At 59.7% G+C, this 19,128-nt stretch carries 10 protein-coding genes; 6 read left to right on the top strand and 4 right to left on the bottom strand.

Annotation, left to right across the window (positions count from 1 at the left end):
- Together pbpC and ACEWPJ_RS01250 are read right to left on the bottom strand one after the other, a co-directional pair.
- Complete coding sequence (pbpC, locus tag ACEWPJ_RS01255; RefSeq protein WP_416510343.1) at positions 1-2,040, bottom strand: penicillin-binding protein 1C; 2,040 nt, start codon at positions 2,038-2,040, stop codon at positions 1-3.
- A complete protein-coding gene (locus ACEWPJ_RS01250) occupies positions 2,037-7,472 on the bottom strand; it encodes an alpha-2-macroglobulin family protein (protein ID WP_416510342.1) in 5,436 nt (1,811 codons plus the stop codon). The genes pbpC and ACEWPJ_RS01250 overlap by 4 nt, the downstream gene beginning before the upstream one ends.
- 144 nt (positions 7,473-7,616) lie before the next feature.
- On the opposite strand from ACEWPJ_RS01250, the gene ACEWPJ_RS01245 reads away from it, so the two are divergent.
- Positions 7,617-9,803 carry a response regulator gene (locus tag ACEWPJ_RS01245; protein ID WP_416510341.1) on the top strand — a complete coding sequence of 729 codons (2,187 nt, stop codon included), beginning with the start codon at positions 7,617-7,619 and terminating at the stop codon, positions 9,801-9,803.
- A gap of 37 nt (positions 9,804-9,840) precedes the next feature.
- Positions 9,841-10,278, top strand: coding sequence for a VOC family protein (locus ACEWPJ_RS01240; RefSeq protein ID WP_416510340.1), 438 nt, complete (start codon positions 9,841-9,843; stop codon positions 10,276-10,278).
- Positions 10,279-10,347: 69 nt separating this feature from the next.
- Here ACEWPJ_RS01240 and ACEWPJ_RS01235 read toward each other — a convergent pair whose 3' ends face one another.
- Together ACEWPJ_RS01235 and ACEWPJ_RS01230 are read right to left on the bottom strand one after the other, a co-directional pair.
- Positions 10,348-10,803, bottom strand: coding sequence for a VPLPA-CTERM sorting domain-containing protein (locus ACEWPJ_RS01235; protein WP_416510339.1), 456 nt, complete (start codon positions 10,801-10,803; stop codon positions 10,348-10,350).
- A 568-nt stretch (positions 10,804-11,371) separates the two neighbouring features.
- Positions 11,372-13,789, bottom strand: coding sequence for a tetratricopeptide repeat protein (locus tag ACEWPJ_RS01230; RefSeq protein WP_416510338.1), 2,418 nt, complete (start codon positions 13,787-13,789; stop codon positions 11,372-11,374).
- Between the two features lie 628 nt (positions 13,790-14,417).
- Between ACEWPJ_RS01230 and ACEWPJ_RS01225 the strand changes: the two genes are divergently transcribed.
- The 4 genes from ACEWPJ_RS01225 to ACEWPJ_RS01210 all read left to right on the top strand — a co-directional run bounded on the left by ACEWPJ_RS01225 (position 14,418) and on the right by ACEWPJ_RS01210 (position 19,120).
- On the top strand, positions 14,418-15,383 hold the full coding sequence (locus ACEWPJ_RS01225) for an ExeA family protein (RefSeq protein WP_416510337.1): 966 nt from the start codon (positions 14,418-14,420) through the stop codon (positions 15,381-15,383).
- Positions 15,380-16,945: a GumC family protein gene (locus tag ACEWPJ_RS01220; protein ID WP_416510336.1), complete on the top strand. Its 1,566-nt coding sequence runs from the start codon at positions 15,380-15,382 to the stop codon at positions 16,943-16,945. Before ACEWPJ_RS01225 ends, ACEWPJ_RS01220 begins: the two co-directional genes overlap by 4 nt.
- A 9-nt stretch (positions 16,946-16,954) precedes the next feature.
- Positions 16,955-17,806 carry a CpsD/CapB family tyrosine-protein kinase gene (locus ACEWPJ_RS01215; protein ID WP_416510335.1) on the top strand — a complete coding sequence of 284 codons (852 nt, stop codon included), beginning with the start codon at positions 16,955-16,957 and terminating at the stop codon, positions 17,804-17,806.
- Between the two features lie 711 nt (positions 17,807-18,517).
- Complete coding sequence (locus ACEWPJ_RS01210; protein WP_416510334.1) at positions 18,518-19,120, top strand: polysaccharide biosynthesis/export family protein; 603 nt, start codon at positions 18,518-18,520, stop codon at positions 19,118-19,120.
- Positions 19,121-19,128 lie beyond the last annotated feature (8 nt).

Genomic DNA, 19,128 nt, shown 5'->3' with positions numbered 1-19,128 from the left:
TTATTCAAGCGAGACATTCACCCGCGACGCCCGCCCGGTTGCGTCGATCACCGACAGGCGCAGAAATCCCGGCCCGACCGCGCCGATATTCGACTGAAACTCGCGTGTGGCGATCACAACGGGCGCCCCGTTGACAAGCCACGTGAATGGCGCTGTGCCGTTTCTGACCTTGACAGTCAGGCTGCCGTCGGCGGCAATAACCGCTCCGTCCGGCGGGAAGGCGATATCGGGGCCGTCGATCTGGCGTTCAAACACTGCGCCACGCGGCCGGAAACGCTGCAGGGGCGGCGGCAGGTCTGCGGTGCTGACAAGCAATGTCGCCGGGGGTGGTGCTGGCAGCGGATCAAGCGCTGACTTCAGGCGGGCGAAGGCGTCAAACAGCACCGGCGCGGCAAGGTCGCCACCGAACGCTCCCGGAACGGGTGTTCCATCCGGGCGACCCATCCAGACGCCGACGACATGCCGACCGTCAAAGCCAATCGCCCACGCGTCCCGGTGCCCGTAAGACGTGCCGGTTTTGTAGGCAAGGCGATTGAGCGGCGCGTTTGGCGGTGGGGCCAAACCGGAAAGGATATGCCCGACCTGCCACGCGGCCTCAGCCGACAGCACGGCGCGGGGCGGATTTTCTGATGTTACCCCAACACGCCACTGCAAGGTTTGCTGCTGCCCACCGTGGCCGATCCCGGCGTAAAGCGTCACGAGGTCTTCAAGCGTCACGCCAATCCCGCCCAGCGCAATCGCCAGGCCGGGGCGTCCACCGGGAACCACCGGCTCCATCCCGGCCCGGCGCATCCGGTTCAGCAATGCGGTGGGGCCGAGCGCGTCGGTCAGTGCAATCACCGGGATGTTCAGCGACTGTTGCAACGCATCGCTGGCGCGCACGGTCCCGCGAAACTGGCCATCGAAGTTTTGCGGAACATAGGTGCCGAACGCTGTCGGGCGATCCTCAATCAAGGTTTCGGGATGCGCGAGCCCTTCTTCAAACGCCATGCCGTAGATCAGCGGTTTTAACGTCGATCCCGGTGAGCGAAGTGCACGGGTCATATCGACGAACCCGTCACGGCGATCCCCGCGATAGGCGGCAGACCCGACAGAGGCCAAGATCTCTCCGGTTTGATGATCCGCGACGAGGATCGCGATGGAAAGCCGATTGCCAGATGATCGCGCGGCATCGGCCGCGAGGGATTCCAGCGCCCCTTGCAGGCCCGCGTCAATCGTCAGGTCGTGGATCGTCGCGGTTGGGTCATCCGCCAGGGCGCGGTCGGCAAGGTGGGGGGCACGCATCGGAAACCTCGCCCGCGCGGTGGGGATTGGTGCGCGGCGGGCGACCGCAGCCATGTCGGGTGAAAGAACGTGGGCGCGGGTGGTTCTCGCCAAGACGCGCCGCCGCGCCTCCTCCGCCCGTTCGGGGAACCGATCCGGTCGGCGGGTTTCGGGGGATTGCGGCAGCGCGACCAACAGCGCGGCCTCGGCAGGTGTCAGCCGCCTCGGGTCTTTGCCGAAATAGGCGCGCGTGGCCGATCGGACCCCTTCAAGGTTGCCCCCAAATGGCGCCCGGTTGAGGTAGAATTCAAGGATCTGATCCTTGCTCAGCCGACGCTCCAACGCCAGCGCGACGCGGATCTGCCGGATTTTACCCTCCCATCGCCCGGTGCCGCTGTCTTCCAGCATCCGCGCGACCTGCATCGTCAGGGTCGATCCGCCTGACACGACCTCTCCGTTCCACGCCGCCTGCCCCACTGCACGGATCATCGCCAGAATATCGACGCCGTTGTGGTCGTAGAACCGCTTGTCCTCATAGGCGAGCAGCATGTCGATATAGCGACGGTCAGTTCCGGCGAGCGTCGTCGCCATCCGCCAGCGCCCATCGGCCACCGTGTAGGCGCGCAGCAACGTGCCGTCGCGCGCCCTGACCTCAGCCGATGTTTCGACGATCAGTGGTGGCAGAACCGTCGCCGCAACCCATCGGTCAAGCGCATCCCCCGCAAGCCCGACGCCCCAAAGGGCGACCGCCAAAAGGAAAAGCGCGCGCCGTTTCATTCCGCGACGATCACCCGACCCGCGTCGGTGCGGGCGCGGAAGGCGGGGCGATACATATCCTCAACACTCGCCGCTGGGTGATGGAAACTGCCGGGAGAGACTGCGCGGACGATATAGCCAAGCTCAAACGGTTTGTCGGACCGCCAATCGACAGCGGCGATAAAACGATCCTGCCGGAATTCGGCGTTCTGCACGTCGGCCAAAAGCTCTAACCAATCGAGCGCCGAAACGTCACCACCCCGCATCAGGTTTGGATTGTCGATCTCAAGCCCCGCCGGAAGCGGATCGTTTACGATCAACCGCGCCTCGCTTTGGCCGAACGGCGAGACCCGCAGAACGGTGACATAGCGTTCGCCAGACACCATCGCGTCAGTCAAAACCTCTTCCCCCTCCATCGTGTAGTAGCGTCGGTTGATAGTGTATCCGTCGCCGCCCGCACCGACCGGTTCGGACGGGATACCGAATGTCGTCACGGTAACGGTCGCGTCCCGGTCGGTGTTGTTGGCCACCGCTATCGGTGCGTCTGCATCATCTTCAAGCACCCGGACAAGCGGCCCATCGACAGGCTCACCGTTCACCGTGAAGCCCTCCATATCCGGCGACTTCAGCATCGCGTTCGTGGCGAGGAGGGTCCACATCGCCTCCTGCGTTGAGCGTTGCGATGCACCTTGCAGCGGCGATATGCGATCCGCAAAGGCGTCCCGGTCGATGACATCGCTGCCCGCCTCCACCGCCAGCGTCAGGACGGCTGCCGTATCGCGCAGTTCGGTACCATAATCGACGCGCCAGACGGGTCGCGTGGGGCTATCCGGTCGCGCCATCAGTCGCGCGGCCTGTGTAAACATCGTATCCGCCCGTGTCTGATCGCCATAGCTCGCAAGTGCCGCGCCCAGTTGCGCGGCGGCCAGCGGCGTCGCGAACGCGTCGCGCTTCACATCCGCGTAGTAGCGCAGATCACCCGTCGCGGCGGCCCCTTCGCGGGCGAGGACGTAGAGGGCATAGGCGACATCCTCGCCCCCTTTGTCGAAATCGGGCGCATAGTTGACGCGGTTGCGCAGGTTATCCATCGCCTGCCGGAAGGCACGATCCGGCACCTCAAACCCTTGGGTGCGGGCGCGGGACAGGAAATCGCTGACATAAGCGTCGAGCCAGAAATCACCGCTGCCCGGCCGCCAGAGTCCAAAGGCCCCGTTGGAGCTTTGGTTGGTCAGCACCTCGTCAATCGCCTGTTCGATCCGAAGGGCGACTTGATCGCGGTTCGCCAGCCCCATCGCCTGCGCGACTTCGTCGAGGTAAAGCAGCGGCATCGCGCGGGATGCCACCTGCTCCGTGCAGCCGTAGGGATAGCGATCCAGCGCCAGCAAAAGCCCCGGCGCATCGAACCGCGCGATGGGTCCGACCGACAGTGTGGCAGAGCCGGTGCCGCCGTGCAGCCCGGCGAAGGCGTCAGCATCGAGCGTAAAGGTGTCCCCCGGCGCAAGCGACAGGCGAGAGGTGCGCGCGATCTCCGGATCGTTGATCTGCACCGGAAGGGACAGCGTCTTGGACAGCCCCTTGCCGTCCGGCGTCGTCAACCCGACGGAGATTGTATGAATTCCAACATCCCCTGCCGTGATCGGGACAGAGATGACCTGCTTACCTTGCTCCGCGATGTCCACGCCAGACGGGACGGCACCAAGCGTCACGCCGTCAGAGGACACATCAAGACCCACGCGGCCCGCTGGTCCTTTGGCGTGGACGATTTCCAGCAACATCCGCGTTTCATCGCCGGGCGACATGAAGCGTGGCAGGCTTGCGGTCACGACGACCGGGTCGCGCACCAGAACATCGGCGGTGGCTTCGCCAACGCCTGTCTCAGACCAGACAACCGCCATCAGGCGCACGGTGCCGTTGAATGACGGCAGATCGAACTTGGTGGGGGCCAACCCATCCGCCCCGACCTCAATCGGGCCGGAGAAATACGCGACGAGTTCTTCTGTCGGCGGCGGCGCTTGCAGGCGGGCTTTGTTCCCGGCATCCCCGCCGGACCGCACGGCCCCCATCGCGCCGTTGGACCCGTCAATCAGACGCCCGTAAACATCGCGGATCGCCATCCCGAGCTTGCGCTGACCGAAATAGTGACCCGACGGATCGGGGGCATCAAAGCCGGTCAGGTTCAGGATGCCAACATCAACGGCGGCGATGGTCGCATAGGCGGTATCGCCCTCGGCCATCCCATCCACGCGCAGGGCAACGTCAAGCGGGCCGCGCGGGGCGGCTTCGTCTTCAACGTCGAACGCGGCGGTCAGTAGGTGTTCGCCGGGATCGACACTCGCGTAGCTGAGGCCGAGCGCCCGCGCCGGGTTGTGACCCGCCGCCGTTTCCATTGGCCGAATGACGGTCGCCGTCACATAGGCGCCCGCGCCCCATTCATCGGTGACGGTCAACGGCACGAGGTTTTCGCCCTCCGTCAGCTCTGCCGTTTCCATGTGGATCAGGCGGTTCGACATTACGGTGATCAGCGCCTTCCCGGCATAGCGCGGCACAACGCGCAATGTCGCCGTTTCGCCAGAGGCGTAGGCCGGTTTGTCCAAAGACACCTCAAGCGTGTCCGGGGTCGCCGTCGCATCCGCCGGCGCATACCAACCGGCGTAGAACGTGGTGGAGGTTGACGCGTATTCGCCATCCAACCGCTCGACCGCGATTTCGTATTGCCCCCAGTTGACTGGGGCAGAGACTGTTAAGGGGTCGGCCCCAAGCTGCACTTCTTCCGAGGCGACGCGGGTGCGTGTTGTTGTCGGCTCCCAATTCCAGTTGCCGTAAAGCTGATACCACTGATAGCGCGTGTCGACGCGGTTGATTGTCCAGCGAACCCGCATCGGTGTCAGGGACTCCGTCGCGTCGATGCCGATGACGTTGAACGAAGCCTCTCCGCCTTCTGAAACAATACCATCAAACAGGGGCTTCACCCCGATCATCGGGCCATCGGGGGCGAGCCGTTTCGTGATCTCTCGCTCTACCGGACGACCGGAGCCTTCGGAGACGCGCACGGTCAGCCGCGCCTCTAGTGGTCGGTCAACAGAGGTTTCAAACTCCGGGAACGCAACGGGCAAGGTTGCCTGCCCCGCCGAGTCGGTCTTTTGCCCGAACGGCAGCGTATCTACCCGCGCCTGAAGCGGATTGTCGTGGCGACCGAACACGTAGCCGGGGAAGCTTGGCAAGCCTTCGGCGGGGCGAACGGACACCTCGCCCTCAATCGGCAGATCGGCGCCGGGTGCCCCGAACAAGTAGCGCGCATCAATCTTGAGGGCGGGCGTATCGCTTAGCCGCAGAGGGGTGTCTGGAAGGGCAAGGTCGAAATCAATCCTCTCCGGCAGGAAATCCTCGACCAGAAAGCTCGCGCGGGTCAGCGCCGGGGCTTCCGGGTCAGCGTAAAGGTCAAGCCGATAGGTGCCACGCGGGGCGCTCGCTATGATGGGCATGTCAAAGACATGGCCGCCCGCCCGGTCGTTCGTGGAGGTTTGACGGCTGTATTCCACCCCATCGGGTCGGGTCAGCACCGCCGTCAATGGCAACCCGCCAAGCGCTTCGCTGGTCGCGGAGCGGGCCAGCGCGGTCGCGTGAACCGTTTCGCCAGCACGGTATGCGCCGCGGTCCGTGGTCAGGAACACGTCAATCGCCTCGGCAGGCGCGCGCCCTTCGACGCCGCGATCAGAGAGATCAAACTCCGGGTCGGTCAGGGACAGGAACGCGATGTTCTCATCCCCCTCGGCGACCGTGACCAGCGCCGGGGCCGATCCCGCCTGCCCTTCGGTCAGCGCCGCGTTGAAATGGGCGTAGCCGTCGGCATCGGTTTCGACCTTTCCCAGTTCCACATTGGCGCGGGAGTATAGCCTGACCGTCACCCCAGGCTTCGGATCGGCAGAGCGGAGCGAGCGAACAAAAACGTGCATCCCGTCCGTCCCGGACAGGGTTGCGACCCCCAGATCCGACAACACGAACCACTGCGTCGCGGTGGGGGAGTCACTATCCCCACCTGGCACCTTGGCCGTCAGCGCGTAGATGCCAGCGTCAAGCCCGGCGATGACCTCACCCAACGGCAAGCGTGTCGTCATATCTCGGTTCAGTTCCATCTCAACATCGCCGACACCTTCCCAGAGTGTCTCGGAAATGTTGGAGGCAAAGCTGCGCTCCTGCCAGAAGCTCATCGGGCGACCGAAGTAATCGTCCTGTATCGCGCGCAGCAGGTTACGGTCGCTGACCCGGCGCAAGGTCAGGTCAACGGTTTCAAGGTTGACGGTTTCAATCGGAAGCGCGGCGTCACCGGTTTTCGGCAACACATAGGCACGGCCAGAGAACCGGATATCCGGCGACCGATCCCGAACGTAAAGGTTCAGTTCAACCGGTTTGGAGAGTTCCTCGCCACTTGCCGCAGGAAGCCCGGCCCGGAACACCACGCGGTAGCGCGCGCCGTGTTCGACGCCGTCAACGCAGACCTGACTGCCATCATGGGTGACGCTTAGACCGGAGTCCTCAAGCTGAACAAACGGGGTGTAATCGGTGCCCGCCTGAATGATCGGTTCGGAGAAGACGGCGCAGATGCGCGGCTCTGCCGCATCATTGTCGACGGTGTGTTCGGTGATCCGAAACCCGTATTTGCCAATCGCATCGTCGAGCATCCGCGCGACGTCATCGCGTGGCTGCACCGCCTGCGCCAGTCGCAGCGCCGGGATCATGTCGCGCCCCCGACCGCGCCGTTCAAGCGCCTGCGCGAGCACCGACAGGGCAGACGCTCGTTCACCCGCACCATCCGCGCGAAGATAGGCGTTCGTTGCGGCAGACAGCGCCCGTGCCTGAAAGGTGCCGCGGTTGTTATTGTCCTTCTCCGACTGCTCAAGCGACAGGCGTGCGTATTCCAGCCACAGATCAGACGCATCCGTGAGGTTCAGCGCGGCACCGACGAAGGCCAGCGCATTGAGCGTATCATTCGCCGCTTTTCGGGCCTCCGCCGCACGCAGGTGATCCTCCGCCGTCCATTCGCCGGTGACGTGCATCTGCCCGAGATTCTGGGCGAGTTGCAGGGCATTGTTGAAATCCCCTTCGGAGAGGAAAGACAGCTCTGCCTGCCGATCACCCGCCTGCGCCAGAACCGCGTCGTCGGTCCGCAAGATCCGGCCCGACACCGCCCCCTCATAAGGTTGTGCATCGGTGATATCCCGCTTTGGAAAACAGGCGTTGGACCGTGCGTTGAAGGTGAAGGCAGAGCAGTCAGGGTTGGTCAGGCAAATCCGCTGGCAGGCCTCAAGCGTCGTATCAAACACGTTCTGAAGATCCGCGCCGTAGAAATCGAGGTCTCGCGTCAATGCCAGCCGCCGCTCAGGCACCGCATCCTCTGCCTGAACACTAAGCGACATAAATAGAACGATAAAAAGGGATTTCAGCAGAATGCGCATACCATATCCTCCGGCCGGATTTGAAGGGATCGTGACACGCCACCCAAGGTGGCGCAACGATTCCTGCCGACGCGCATTAAGAGGCTGTTCACAGAGTTCTGGAATTGTTTCCGCCAGATTGAGTCTAATTTTCGGAGGTCGCGGATGAGCCTGATGGATACGCTTGCTCAGGAACGGCGCGGGCGCCTTGCGGCGGAACGGTTGCTTGAATTGAAGCAGGCCGAACTGTTTGCAGCGAACGAAAAACTCAGCCACCGCGCCCGCGCCCTGTCGGATGAGATCGTCGTAAAACGGCAGGAGGTTGAGCAGGTCAGGTCAGAGGCCGAGGCGTTGAAGGGCGAGAATACGCAAGTCCGATCTGATCTACGGATCGCCGAACGCAGGCTTTGGGATTCGATCCAGACCATTCAGGATGGCTTCGCGGTGTTCGACTCCGATCATCGGATGGTGACGGCGAACAGTGCCTATCTGGCTGTATTTGACGGAATTGAAGAGGTCCGCCCCGGCCTGAAATACGGCCGCGCGCTTGAACTGATTGCCGAAGAGGGCATCGTTGACCTCGGGACCCAACCCTCCGCCGAATGGCAGGCTGAAATGCTTGAGCGTTGGAACGGCCATGATCCCGAACCGCGCACCGTCAAGCTGTTTAACGGCGAATACATCAAGCTGATCGACAGGCGTTCGCCCGACGGGGATACGGTATCGCTCGCTATCAATATCACCGAAACCATCCGGCATGAGGTGGAACTGAAAGAAGCCCGCGAACGGGCGGAAGCCGCGAACCGCGCGAAGTCCGCGTTCCTTGCCAACATGAGCCATGAGATCAGGACGCCGATGAATGGCGTGGTCGGGATGGCAGAACTATTGCAGGAATCCGAGCTTTGCGAGGAACAGGCGCTCTACGTCGAAACCATCAAGAAGTCCGGCGAGGCGCTGCTGGTCATAATCAACGACATCCTTGATTATTCGAAGATTGAGGCGGGGAAGTTGTCACTGAAAGAGGATCATTTCGATCTGGAACAGTCGATCAACGAGGTTCTGACCCTGCTGCTGCCAACTGCACGGGAAAAGGGTATCGACCTGCTGCTCGACTTCGACGTGCTTCTGCCCAGCCGCTATGTCGGCGATGCCGGGCGCATCCGACAAATACTGACCAACCTGATCGGAAACGCGGTGAAATTCACGGCTGATGGGCACGTCATCGTCCGGGTCGTCGGGCTTGAGGTCAGCGATACGGGCACGACGCAATTGCACATTTCGGTTGAAGATACCGGGATCGGGATCGCCGACGGCATGGTCGATCACATATTCGGAGAGTTCAATCAGGTCGAAAACGACCGGAACCGCAAATTCGATGGCACCGGTCTGGGGCTGTCGATCACCAAGCAGCTTGTCGAGCTGATGGGCGGCGAGATTTGGGTCGATTCCGTCGATGGGGAGGGTTCGTGCTTTGGCGTCGCGCTGAAACTGCCGCGGTCCGGCGGTGGCGATGTCATCCCGCCGAACCTGCCCTCCGACCTAAAATCCGTCGCGATTATTGCGGCAAACCAGATGACGGGAATGATCCTCAATCGGCAATTGTCCGTGTTCGGCGTCAACGTTCAATGCTTCAAAAGCGTTGACGCGTTCCGAGGCGCGCACGCCGCTGATATCGACCTTATTCTGGCTGAGGCAGATATGCCCAATGTCGACCCACATGACCTTACCAGGACACTTGCGGATGATTTGCCGACGACGCAGATTATCCTGCTCTCATCGCTCGGCGGCATGAAGGCCGATGATTTTGACGGAGCAAACGTGGTGTCCGTGCTGAAAAAACCCATGTCCCGGCGCGATGTGCATGAGATTTTGCGGCATGTTCCGGAGCCGGATAACATGGCGGAGGAGCGCCCACCGCTGCCTCCCATCGAAGGCAGTCGCATCAAAATCCTCGCCGCCGAAGACAACAAGACGAACCGACTGGTCTTCGCGAGAATGGTCCGTGCGCTTAACGCAATCGTCGAATTCGCCACCAATGGGGAGGAGGCGGTCGCCGCCTACCATACCTTCAAGCCTGACATCGTCTTCATGGATATCTCCATGCCCGTCGTCGATGGGAAGGCCGCCGCGCAACGCATCCGCGCGATAGAGGCGGAGGGCGACCGCACCCCCGTCCCCATCGTCGCCATGACCGCCCACGCGATGCAGGGCGACGCGGACGACATTATCGCGGCGGGGATTGATTACTATCTGACCAAACCGCTTCGCAAAGCCGATATAGAGGACCGGATCACCGCTTTGTTAAGTGACACGACGCCTCGCGAGACACCCACGGGTGCCGCCGCGCTCTGACATTGTTTTACGGCTTTCGGCATGCGAGTTTCCGTAAATGGAAATCGAACGCAAATTCAAACCCCGTGCGTTGGGCGAAATCGCTATTCGATGCGAAAACATCGATGCGATGGTGTCCTTCTATCGGGACGTCATCGGCCTGAGCCCACTGCCCGGGGGACATCGGCGCGATATTGTGTTTTTGAAGGTGGCCGACGGCTACGCCGGGCATACCTGCGTGCTGGCGCTGTTTCGGGCGGACGGCGACAAGCCCGCCACTGGCGCGGCTTCATCGCTTCACCACATCGCGCTGACCGTTTCCTATCAGGAACAGGACGCCGTTATTGCTTGGTATGAGAGCCTGAAGCAGCCATACCGAATTGAGGAATTCGACTGGATCGGCTGGCGCGGAATTTTCACGCAAGACCCGGATGGCAACACCGTCGAGCTTGTCGCCTATGATCCATCGTCCAGGGGCGACCCCTCAGCCGATTGAACTGCGTCACCGCAAAAGAAAACGGGCGACCTAAGATCGCCCGTTCCCAATTAACACTTGATTTGGCGTTTAGGCCTTTTTGCGGCGACGCATCAGACCCAGACCACCAAGCGCGCCCAGAAGCAGGAAGCCCGCTGCAGGCAGCGGAACCGGTGCGGGTGCGTCGACGATGTCGATACCCGTAACGGATGCTGTGGTGGTGATCGAATTACCAAGGAACACGCTGCGGCCCCCTTGGAAATTGACGCCGATGGTCGACCCGTCAGCTAGCGTGAACTCAGTCGGAACGCCGGTCCAGTTCAGCGTGCCCGCCGAAATCGAACCCAAAAGTGATACCGCGTTCATAATACCGCTGGACCCGACGCTGAATTCCTCAGGTGCGAGGAAGGCGAGGGTCGCCTGGATGCTGAAGTCACCGAAAAGGAAACGGCTGTTGGTCGAGAACCGAAGGAAGTCGAACGTGTTGGTGTCGCCTGTATCGACATCAAACGTGTAACCATCTTCAAGCGCCAGAGCGCCACTCACGTGACCAAAGCCAGACGTTCTGACAACGGAAACGGACGAGTTATCCAGATCGACGGTGAACGTCGCAGCATCGGAAGATGTCGGAGAAATCGCGAGGCCCAGAGCAAGGGCTACTGCTGGAATTATTTTGCCTAGGTAGGACATAAAAACACAACCTCAATATTAGTAGCTAAAAAACAGCTTTCGAAACACACCTAAGGGTTAACGGAAATATAACGGTGACACAAGCGAACTTTCGCCTATCTCTCGCCATAATCCTATGTGGTGCGTCAGGAAGACAACGGAGGTCCGTCACGAACCGCTGGGATTACCAGATTTTCGCCCCACATAAACACATTAACAATCTGTGTTTAATGAATTTTTATAACTTCTGTCCGTCGCAAAATCGCAGGCGGTCCCAAGACAATGCCCGCTCGCACATCGTTTCGAAAATCACAACAATCGAGCCAAAATAGCCATTTTGATACGCGCTCACCTAACAATCATGACCTGATCGGCGGAGAATGGCCGCCTGAAAATGCTCGCCTCCCAGCAAGGATTCACCCCCCGGTTAGCCCCGCGTCAGCGACTATTCCTCGGCCAGCTCGCTTAGCAGCCTCCGGGCCTCAGCAAACTGCGGCTGATCGCTGTCGCCTGCAATCTCCAACACGCGGGTGAACGCATGTCTTGCGTCGCGTTTTCGGTCGAGCGCCACATAGGTCATGCCCAGATGATACTGAACCATCGCGTCGTCAGACAGGCTCTCGGACGCGGGTTTGAGGTATGACAGCGCGTCGGCATAATTCCCGCGCCGGTACTCGATCCAGCCATAGGTGTCTTGAAATGCCGGAATCTCTGACCCGCTGAGGGGTTGGGCGATTTGCGCGGCTCGCCCCAGACTGTCCTCGTCGCCGTGATAGGTCGCAAGCAGGCTGGCAAGATTGTTGGCGACGATCACGTTGGTATCGTCCTGTTCATAAAGCCCTTCGTAGATCGCGATCGCGCCTTCGATATCGCCCTCCTCCTCCAGCCGCGCGGCTTTCACGAGGCGCGGGGTGATCGCATCCGGCGCGGCGGCGATAGCATCGTCGATCAACGCTTGCGCTTCCGTATCGCGGCCCTGCTCCTCAAGCAATCGATGCAGCCCTTGCAGCGGGCGGTCGGCACCCGGAAATTCGTTCAGCAACTCACGATAGATCGCTTCGGCTTCGTCGAATTGATCGGCCTCGCCATACACCCGTGCGAGCAGAAACCGCATGGTCGGATCGCCCGGCGCGTTTTTCAGCCGCTCATCAAGAAAGCTGATCGCCGCGTTATATCGTTCGTCGTCCACTAGCTCTTGCACCAGCCGCGCCAAAGCCCCGGTTGAAACGGTCAGATCCCGCTGAAAGGTCATCGCGTCCTCAAGCCGGTTTTGCGCCAGCAACAGTTCAGATTGGATCGTGTTGGCGGCTTGTGTTGAGGCGGGCGTGTCGGCGCTGTGGAGTTTTTCGATGATCTGTTCGACCAGCGACCAGTTCCGTTTTTGCAACTGAACGTCACCCATCGCGGCCAGCAGGCGAACATCGCCGGGCGCGACGTTCAGGGCGTCGCGCAAGACGGCTTCGGTCGCCTCCAGTCGTTCATCCGCCATCAGGAAGGCCGCGTAGGTCAGGGTTTCCTCGACCGCGCCGCCCGACAGCTCAACGGCCAAGGCATAGCGTTCGCCCGCCAGTTCACGCGCGCCAGCGCGTTCGTGCGCGCGGCCCATCAACAGCATGATCTCGGGGTCACGAGGCGCCTGCCCCTGTGCTCGACGCAGCGAAACAACGGCGTCGCTGGATTGACCATCCTCGATCAACCAGGCCGCTTTCATCTTGAGCGCCTCGACGTGCCCCTCTTCAGCCGTAAGTATCTTGTCCACCTCGGCGCGGGCGTCGGCTTCGTTTCCGGCATTCATCAACATCCGCGCCAGAATGATCCGCAGGTTTGAGGTTTCTTCGGACGCTGCGCGATCGTTCAGGATGTCCTGCATCTGGGCGATGGCGCGATCCGTCTCTCCGTCTTCAAACAGGATGCTCGCCTGTGCCGCCTGATAGGTCACGTTCGTCGAGTCGTCTGCGATCAGGCGCTCAACCTCTGCCGTTGCGGCGGCACGGCCCACCGTCTGGCGAAGGAAATCCACGACGATAAGTTTCTGGCCGATCGTCGCACCGGGGGCGTCGGCAATCTGGCGCAAGAATGTTTCGGCGCCTTCAATATCCTCTTGTTCGATATACCAGGTGAGCAGCAGGTTCCGCGCGTCCTCATCGTTCGGGAATTGCTGCGTCATCACCTTCAGTGTGTCGCCCACACCGTCGAGGTCGCCCATTTCATTGAGGATACGCAGCTTGATCGTGTGAAGCTCATAGCGCCCGGGCAGGAAGCCCAGCGCGGTGTTCACTTCGGCGAGTGCCGCGGGCAGATCGCCACGGGTCAGCGGATCATCAATCACGATGCGCCACGCGAGGGGGTCATGCTGATCCCGTTCGATCACCTCGTTGGCAATCGCAACAGGCTCCTCCGCAGCGCCGGCGTTGTTCGCAACCATCGCATAGCGATACTCAAGCGCTGCGTTCAGGAACACGACCTCTGGATCATCAGGGGCGAGCTTTAACGCAAAATCATTGTGGCGCTCTGCAATATCCCAGCGGTGGTATTCGATCGACATGCGGGTTAGCGCGACATGCGCCTCAAGCGAGTCGGGGTAGTATTCGACGGCCCGCAAATACTGGCTGAATGCTTCCTGAATATCGCCACGTTCGCGTTCTGCCTTGGCATAGGCCAGTCGCGCCTCTTTATGGCTATCGTCGTATTTCAGCGCGTTGCGAAATTCGACCACGGCGCGGTCGACATCGCCCGCTTCAAGCAATTCAACACCGGATTGGAAATGCCGCTCCGCGCGTTCTTTCGAATCCTCACATCCCGCCAAAAACAGGCCAAGAAACAAAACGCTAGTAGATAAGAATAGTCGTGATCGCCGCAGCATTGCGTCTTCCGTTCGATGATACCGTCGTGCTGATCTATCCCATTCTGGACGATTTTCCATCCCAGACTGCGGCTGACAGCCGATGAATTTTAGCACAGCCCGAATGGCCGTCCGGGTTCTGGCATCAAAGCGACGCCCCGTTTCGCATTATTGCACATCGCGAAACAGGCCGAATCCGGACCAATTTCAATCACGCCGATAGCGGTTGAATCGCCCCTCAGCCAGTCGCGCTGTTGACCCGATAACACAGTCGAACGGTCACGATTCTGTAACGCCTTGTTTTTGCCCGATTGTCTTGCGAAAAAGAGGGCTGGAAGAACAATTGGGGCCACGCAACTTCTACGAGATTGCACGCGGCGAACTTTGCAGCGCGTGCCGTTCGCATTAGGTTTGCGCTTTGTCGAAGGTTGGATTCATGAACGAACATGTAAGATACACCCGACAGCCACGAGTCTGTGAAAACAGATCATCTTTGACGGATCATCAACGTGTTAGACGCCCTGCCCTTGTTCTTGAATCGCCCGATTTGTCGCATAAGTGGGTATTTCGCCACCGGCCGTATTTGGATGATGCCGAAAGCGGCGAAACACGTTATGCAGATACCTTATCGAATGCTCCGGGATCGGATATGAACGAGTATTCGAAGAACGATAGCTTCGCGGGATTACTGCGGGCCCAGCAAGGGGAGGCTGTGAATATCTCACCATCTGACCATTCGACGGAGCAGCCCGGCAGCAGCTCTCTTGATATTTATACATCGCATTTTGGCCTGACCGAACGCCCTTTTTCACTTGTTCCGGATCCTGATTTTTTGTTCTGGTCCGACGTTCACCGCCGCGCTTACACGATGCTGGAATACGGCATCATCACCCGCGCCCCGATCACCCTGATTACGGGTGAAGTTGGCGCTGGGAAAACCACGTTGGTCCATCACCTTCTGAAAAAGCTGGATGGCGGCGTGAAGGTTGGCATGATCTCAAACGCGCATGGCTCGCGTGGCGAATTGCTGCGCTGGGTTCTGATGGCACTTGACCAGCCGGCGAACCCGGAATCGACCTATGTCGATCTGTTTTCCGAATTCCAGACCTACCTGATTGATGAATATTCGCAGGGCAATCGGGTCGTCCTGATCTTTGACGAGGCGCAGAACCTCAGCCGAGAGTCGCTGGAAGAACTGCGGATGTTTACCAACATCAACTCCAACAAGGATGAACTGTTGCAGCTTGTTTTGGTTGGTCAGCCCGAACTGCGCGATATCGTTGGCCGCGCCGACATGCGCCAGTTCGCGCAGCGTGTCGCCGCGAATTTTCACCTGACAGCGATGGATGCGAAAACCGTTCGGAAATACGTCGCGCACCGCCTTGATGTCGCAGGGGCCAAGCGCAATTTTTTCAGCCCAACGGCCACGAATCTTGTATATGAGGTCACGGGTGGTGTACCCAGACTCGTCAATCAGCTCTGTGACCTTGCGATGGTTTACTCGTTCGCGAAGCAACAGAAGAGCGTGACGCAGGCGACGGTGCAGCGAGTTTTGGACGACGGTGCATTTTTTGGCGCCAGCGACCTTGTTAACAAAGATGACTTACTTCGATGATTCAAAACATTAAATTCTACTTTTCTTTATTTCTTAGACGCATTCATTACTTTATCTTTTTCACTCTGGCCGGAACCATCGGCGGCCTGACACTCGCCTACACCCTACCGCCCGTCTACTACGCCGAAGCGCGGCTCGTCGTCGAATCGCCCCAGATTCCGGGCGAATTAGCGTCATCGACTGTGCAAACCGGCGTTGTCGAGATTCTTGAGGTCATCCAGCAGCGGCTTTTGACGCGGTCGAACCTTCTCGACCTGTCACGCCAATTCGGTGTGCACGCGGATCAGGAAGGGATGACGCCCGACGCCATCGTCGAAGATATGCAACGGCGCATCAATATCGACCTGCCGCTGGGGATGCTGAACCGCGCGTCCTTCGTGAATGTGTCTTTCGCGGCGTCCTCGGGTGAATTGTCGGCGCAAGTCACGAATGAGCTCGTCACGCAAATCCTGCAACAGAACGTCGAGATGCGGACATCCGTAGCCAGCGAAACGCTCGATTTTTTCGTGCAGGAAGTCGCGCGGCTTGACGAAGAATTGGCCCGTCAGGGTGGCCGCATCCTGTCCTTCAAAGAACAGCACAAGGATGCCCTGCCCGACAGTCTTGAATACCGACGCAATCGCCAGTCTTCGCTACAAGAACGCGCGTTGCAGTTGGAACGCGAACTGTCCGGTCTTCGCGACCGCCGTGCGCGGCTCGTCGAAATCTATGACCGCACCGGGCGGCTCGACATCCGCGGCGACAGCCTGACGCCCGAGCAGCGCCAGTTGCAGCAGTTGAAAGATCAACTGGCGTCGGCGCTGGTGATCTATTCGCCGGAAAACCCCCGGATCAAATCGCTTGAAGCGCAGATCGCCGCTTTGGAAGCTGCAAATATCAGGCTTGGCCTCGGGACTGAGACCTCGCCCAATGTGACAGCCTTTGAACTGCAACTTTCCGATATCGACGGCCAGATCGCGTTCATCGCAGATCAACGACAGCTTATCGAACAAGAGCTGAACGCGCTGGCGGAGTCGATCGACGCGACGCCAACGAATTCAATCGCCCTCGGCACGCTTGAACGCGATTACGACAACCTGCGCCTCCAATATAGCCAGGCGACCGCTAGCCTCGCCGAAGCGCGAACTGGCGACCAGATCGAAGCACAATCGCGCGGGCAACGGATCACCGTCACGGAACAGGCAGTCGTGCCGCAAAATCCGGCCAGCCCGAACCGCAAGCTGATCGTGGCAGCGGGCTTTGGCGGCGGCTTTGCGCTTGGCATCGGGTTCCTGTTGCTGCTGGAGATCCTGAACAACACTATCCGTCGTCCTGCGGAACTTGCCGCGCAATTCGGCGTCGCGCCCTTTGGCACGGTGCCCTACATTCAAACGCGGCGGCAAATCCTGAACAAACGTGCTATGATTACAGCCGCGATTGTCCTTCCGATCATTATCGGCGCTGCGGGACTTTATTACATTCACACGAATTTCATGCCGATCAACCTTCTGTTGGAGAAGGTCGGCGACAAAATTGGACTTGGGTCGCTGGTTGAACCGACGCAGACGACTCGCTGGGGATAGACGTAAGATATGGAACGTATTCAATCTGCCATCGAAAAGGCGCGCGCCGCCCGAGAGCAGGACGCACCGCGAAGATCGGATGAACGGGCCACAGGCTCCGCCAAATCCGCGCGCGCAACGGACCCGGTCAACACCCAAGCCGCCGAAGCGGCGCGGGAGGAGCTTTGGTCCGCCATACCGGAAATTCGGATCAACAAAAAACGCCTGATGGATGCGCGCATCGTCGCGTGCCAAGCGGGCACGGCTGCGGCACCGTTTGATGTAATGCGGACGAAGATGCTGCACCAGATGCGCACCAATAACTGGCGCCGCGTCGCAGTGACATCGCCGACCATCGGCTGCGGCAAGACGACGACCTGTCTTAATCTGGCGTTCAGCCTTGCGCGTCAGCGCGACATCAAGGCAATCGTCGTCGAACTCGACATGCGCCGCCCGTCGATTGCAAAGGTCCTGAACCTCGACAAACAACTGCTGTTCGCAAGCGTCATCGAAGGCCTGGCCCCGCCAGAGGATCACATGGTGCGCTATCAGAATAATTTGCTGTTCGCGACCAATCACAGCCCCGCCGTGAACCCTGCCGAGATTCTGCAAGGCCGCCGCGCTGCTGCGATCATAGATGAGATTGAGGATCGGTATAAGCCAGACATCATGATCTTCGACATGCCGCCCATGCTGGTCTGCGATGACACCATCGCGTTCCTTGATCAGATCGACTGCGCCCTTCTTGTCGGCGCGGCTGAGGCAACGGCGATCGAAGAGATGGACAAGTGCGAGCAGGACATTTCAAGCCGCACCAACACGCTCGGCTTTATTCTGAACAAGTGTCGGTATTTGGAAAATACGGGGAGTTACGGCTACTAGGCCGGCTACCCCGACGTCTCTTTCCGCTCAAACGAAAAGCAGAACACATCCTCCAGCAATATCGTTTGCCAAGGCTGTGTGAGTGCCGTGGCTTCCGCCGGTTTGCGCTTGAAATGGTGAACCGGAGGCGTCGGACGCCGCGCGGGCTTTGCCATGGGTACTTCGGACTGGTTTTGCTGCCGCAAAATGCTGAACAACGCCGCCCGAGTTCCCTTCAGGTTCTCCGGCACGTCTACTGGTAGTGGGTTCGTGCGTTCATCTCGCATCATATGCCCCATATTGTCCCTGCTCTTTTTTCCTATCCTTTTACTATGTCTATGAATTTGTCAAAAGAAAGCCGGGGGTTGGGTAATCTGCGACCAGAGTGTGGCAATCGCCCGCCGAAAAGAGAATCGCCCACGACGACTCAGTGCGATAGGACAAGCGGTCCGACATTCAGGGGTTGAGGGCGATCGCAGACCGGATTCTACCGATCAACCGCGTTTGCGAATCCGTAAACTATTGACGAATCGGCACTTTCACTGGAAATTTGATTGGTTGGTGGCGCTTTTGGTAGGCCGTCGTGCTGTTGCGACAACATCACGATATCTACGCTATGCTGGGGTGGATGCCAGTCTCAGCGGGTTTCTATTCCTGAAATTGCTGAGAAATTGTAAACTGTCTGGTGGGGCTTGAGCCTGCGAATGCGGGCAAAAAGAAAGAGATTTTGTCATGAAACCGTTTTTTACGCTGCTTGTAACTTTGTTTATTCTGGGTGTTGTCGGAACTTCCGCAACGGCCCAAGATAACTATCGCGTCCGTTCGGGCGACACCCTTCGGATTGAAGTGCTGGAAGATGCCACGCTCAATCAAGAGGCTTTGGTGCGCCCTGACGGCAATATTTCCGTTCCATTTGCTGGCAGCGTGACTGCCGGTGGCCGAACAATCGACCAGATCCGCAACGACGTCGCCGCGCGGCTTGAACCGAACTTCGCGGCACGTCCGAACGTCTTTGTAACGCTAAGCTCTCTGGCGGTCCCGCGCGAACCGCGTCCGCCCCGCACCATCGACGTCTACGTCATCGGTGAGGCTGCGACGCCCGGCAAATACGAAGTGAACCGCGGCACCACGCTGTTGCAGTTTTTTGCTGAAATGGGCGGTTTTTCCCGCTTTGCTGCCACCAAACGCATTGTTCTGCGCCGCAATAGCTCTGGACAAGAGAATGTATATCGATTCAACTACGACGCAATACTTAGTGGTACAGGCCGTGGTGCATCAACTGTGATGTCCGATGGTGACGTTATCGTAATTCCGCAGAGACGCCTATTCGAGTGAACTAAAGA

This window comes from Aliiroseovarius sp. YM-037 (genome assembly GCF_048060095.1).
Classification (GTDB): Bacteria; Pseudomonadota; Alphaproteobacteria; order Rhodobacterales; family Rhodobacteraceae; genus JBLUOA01.
Note: the sequence above shows the minus strand (reverse complement) of the source record. Positions and strands in the feature narration are given on the sequence as shown.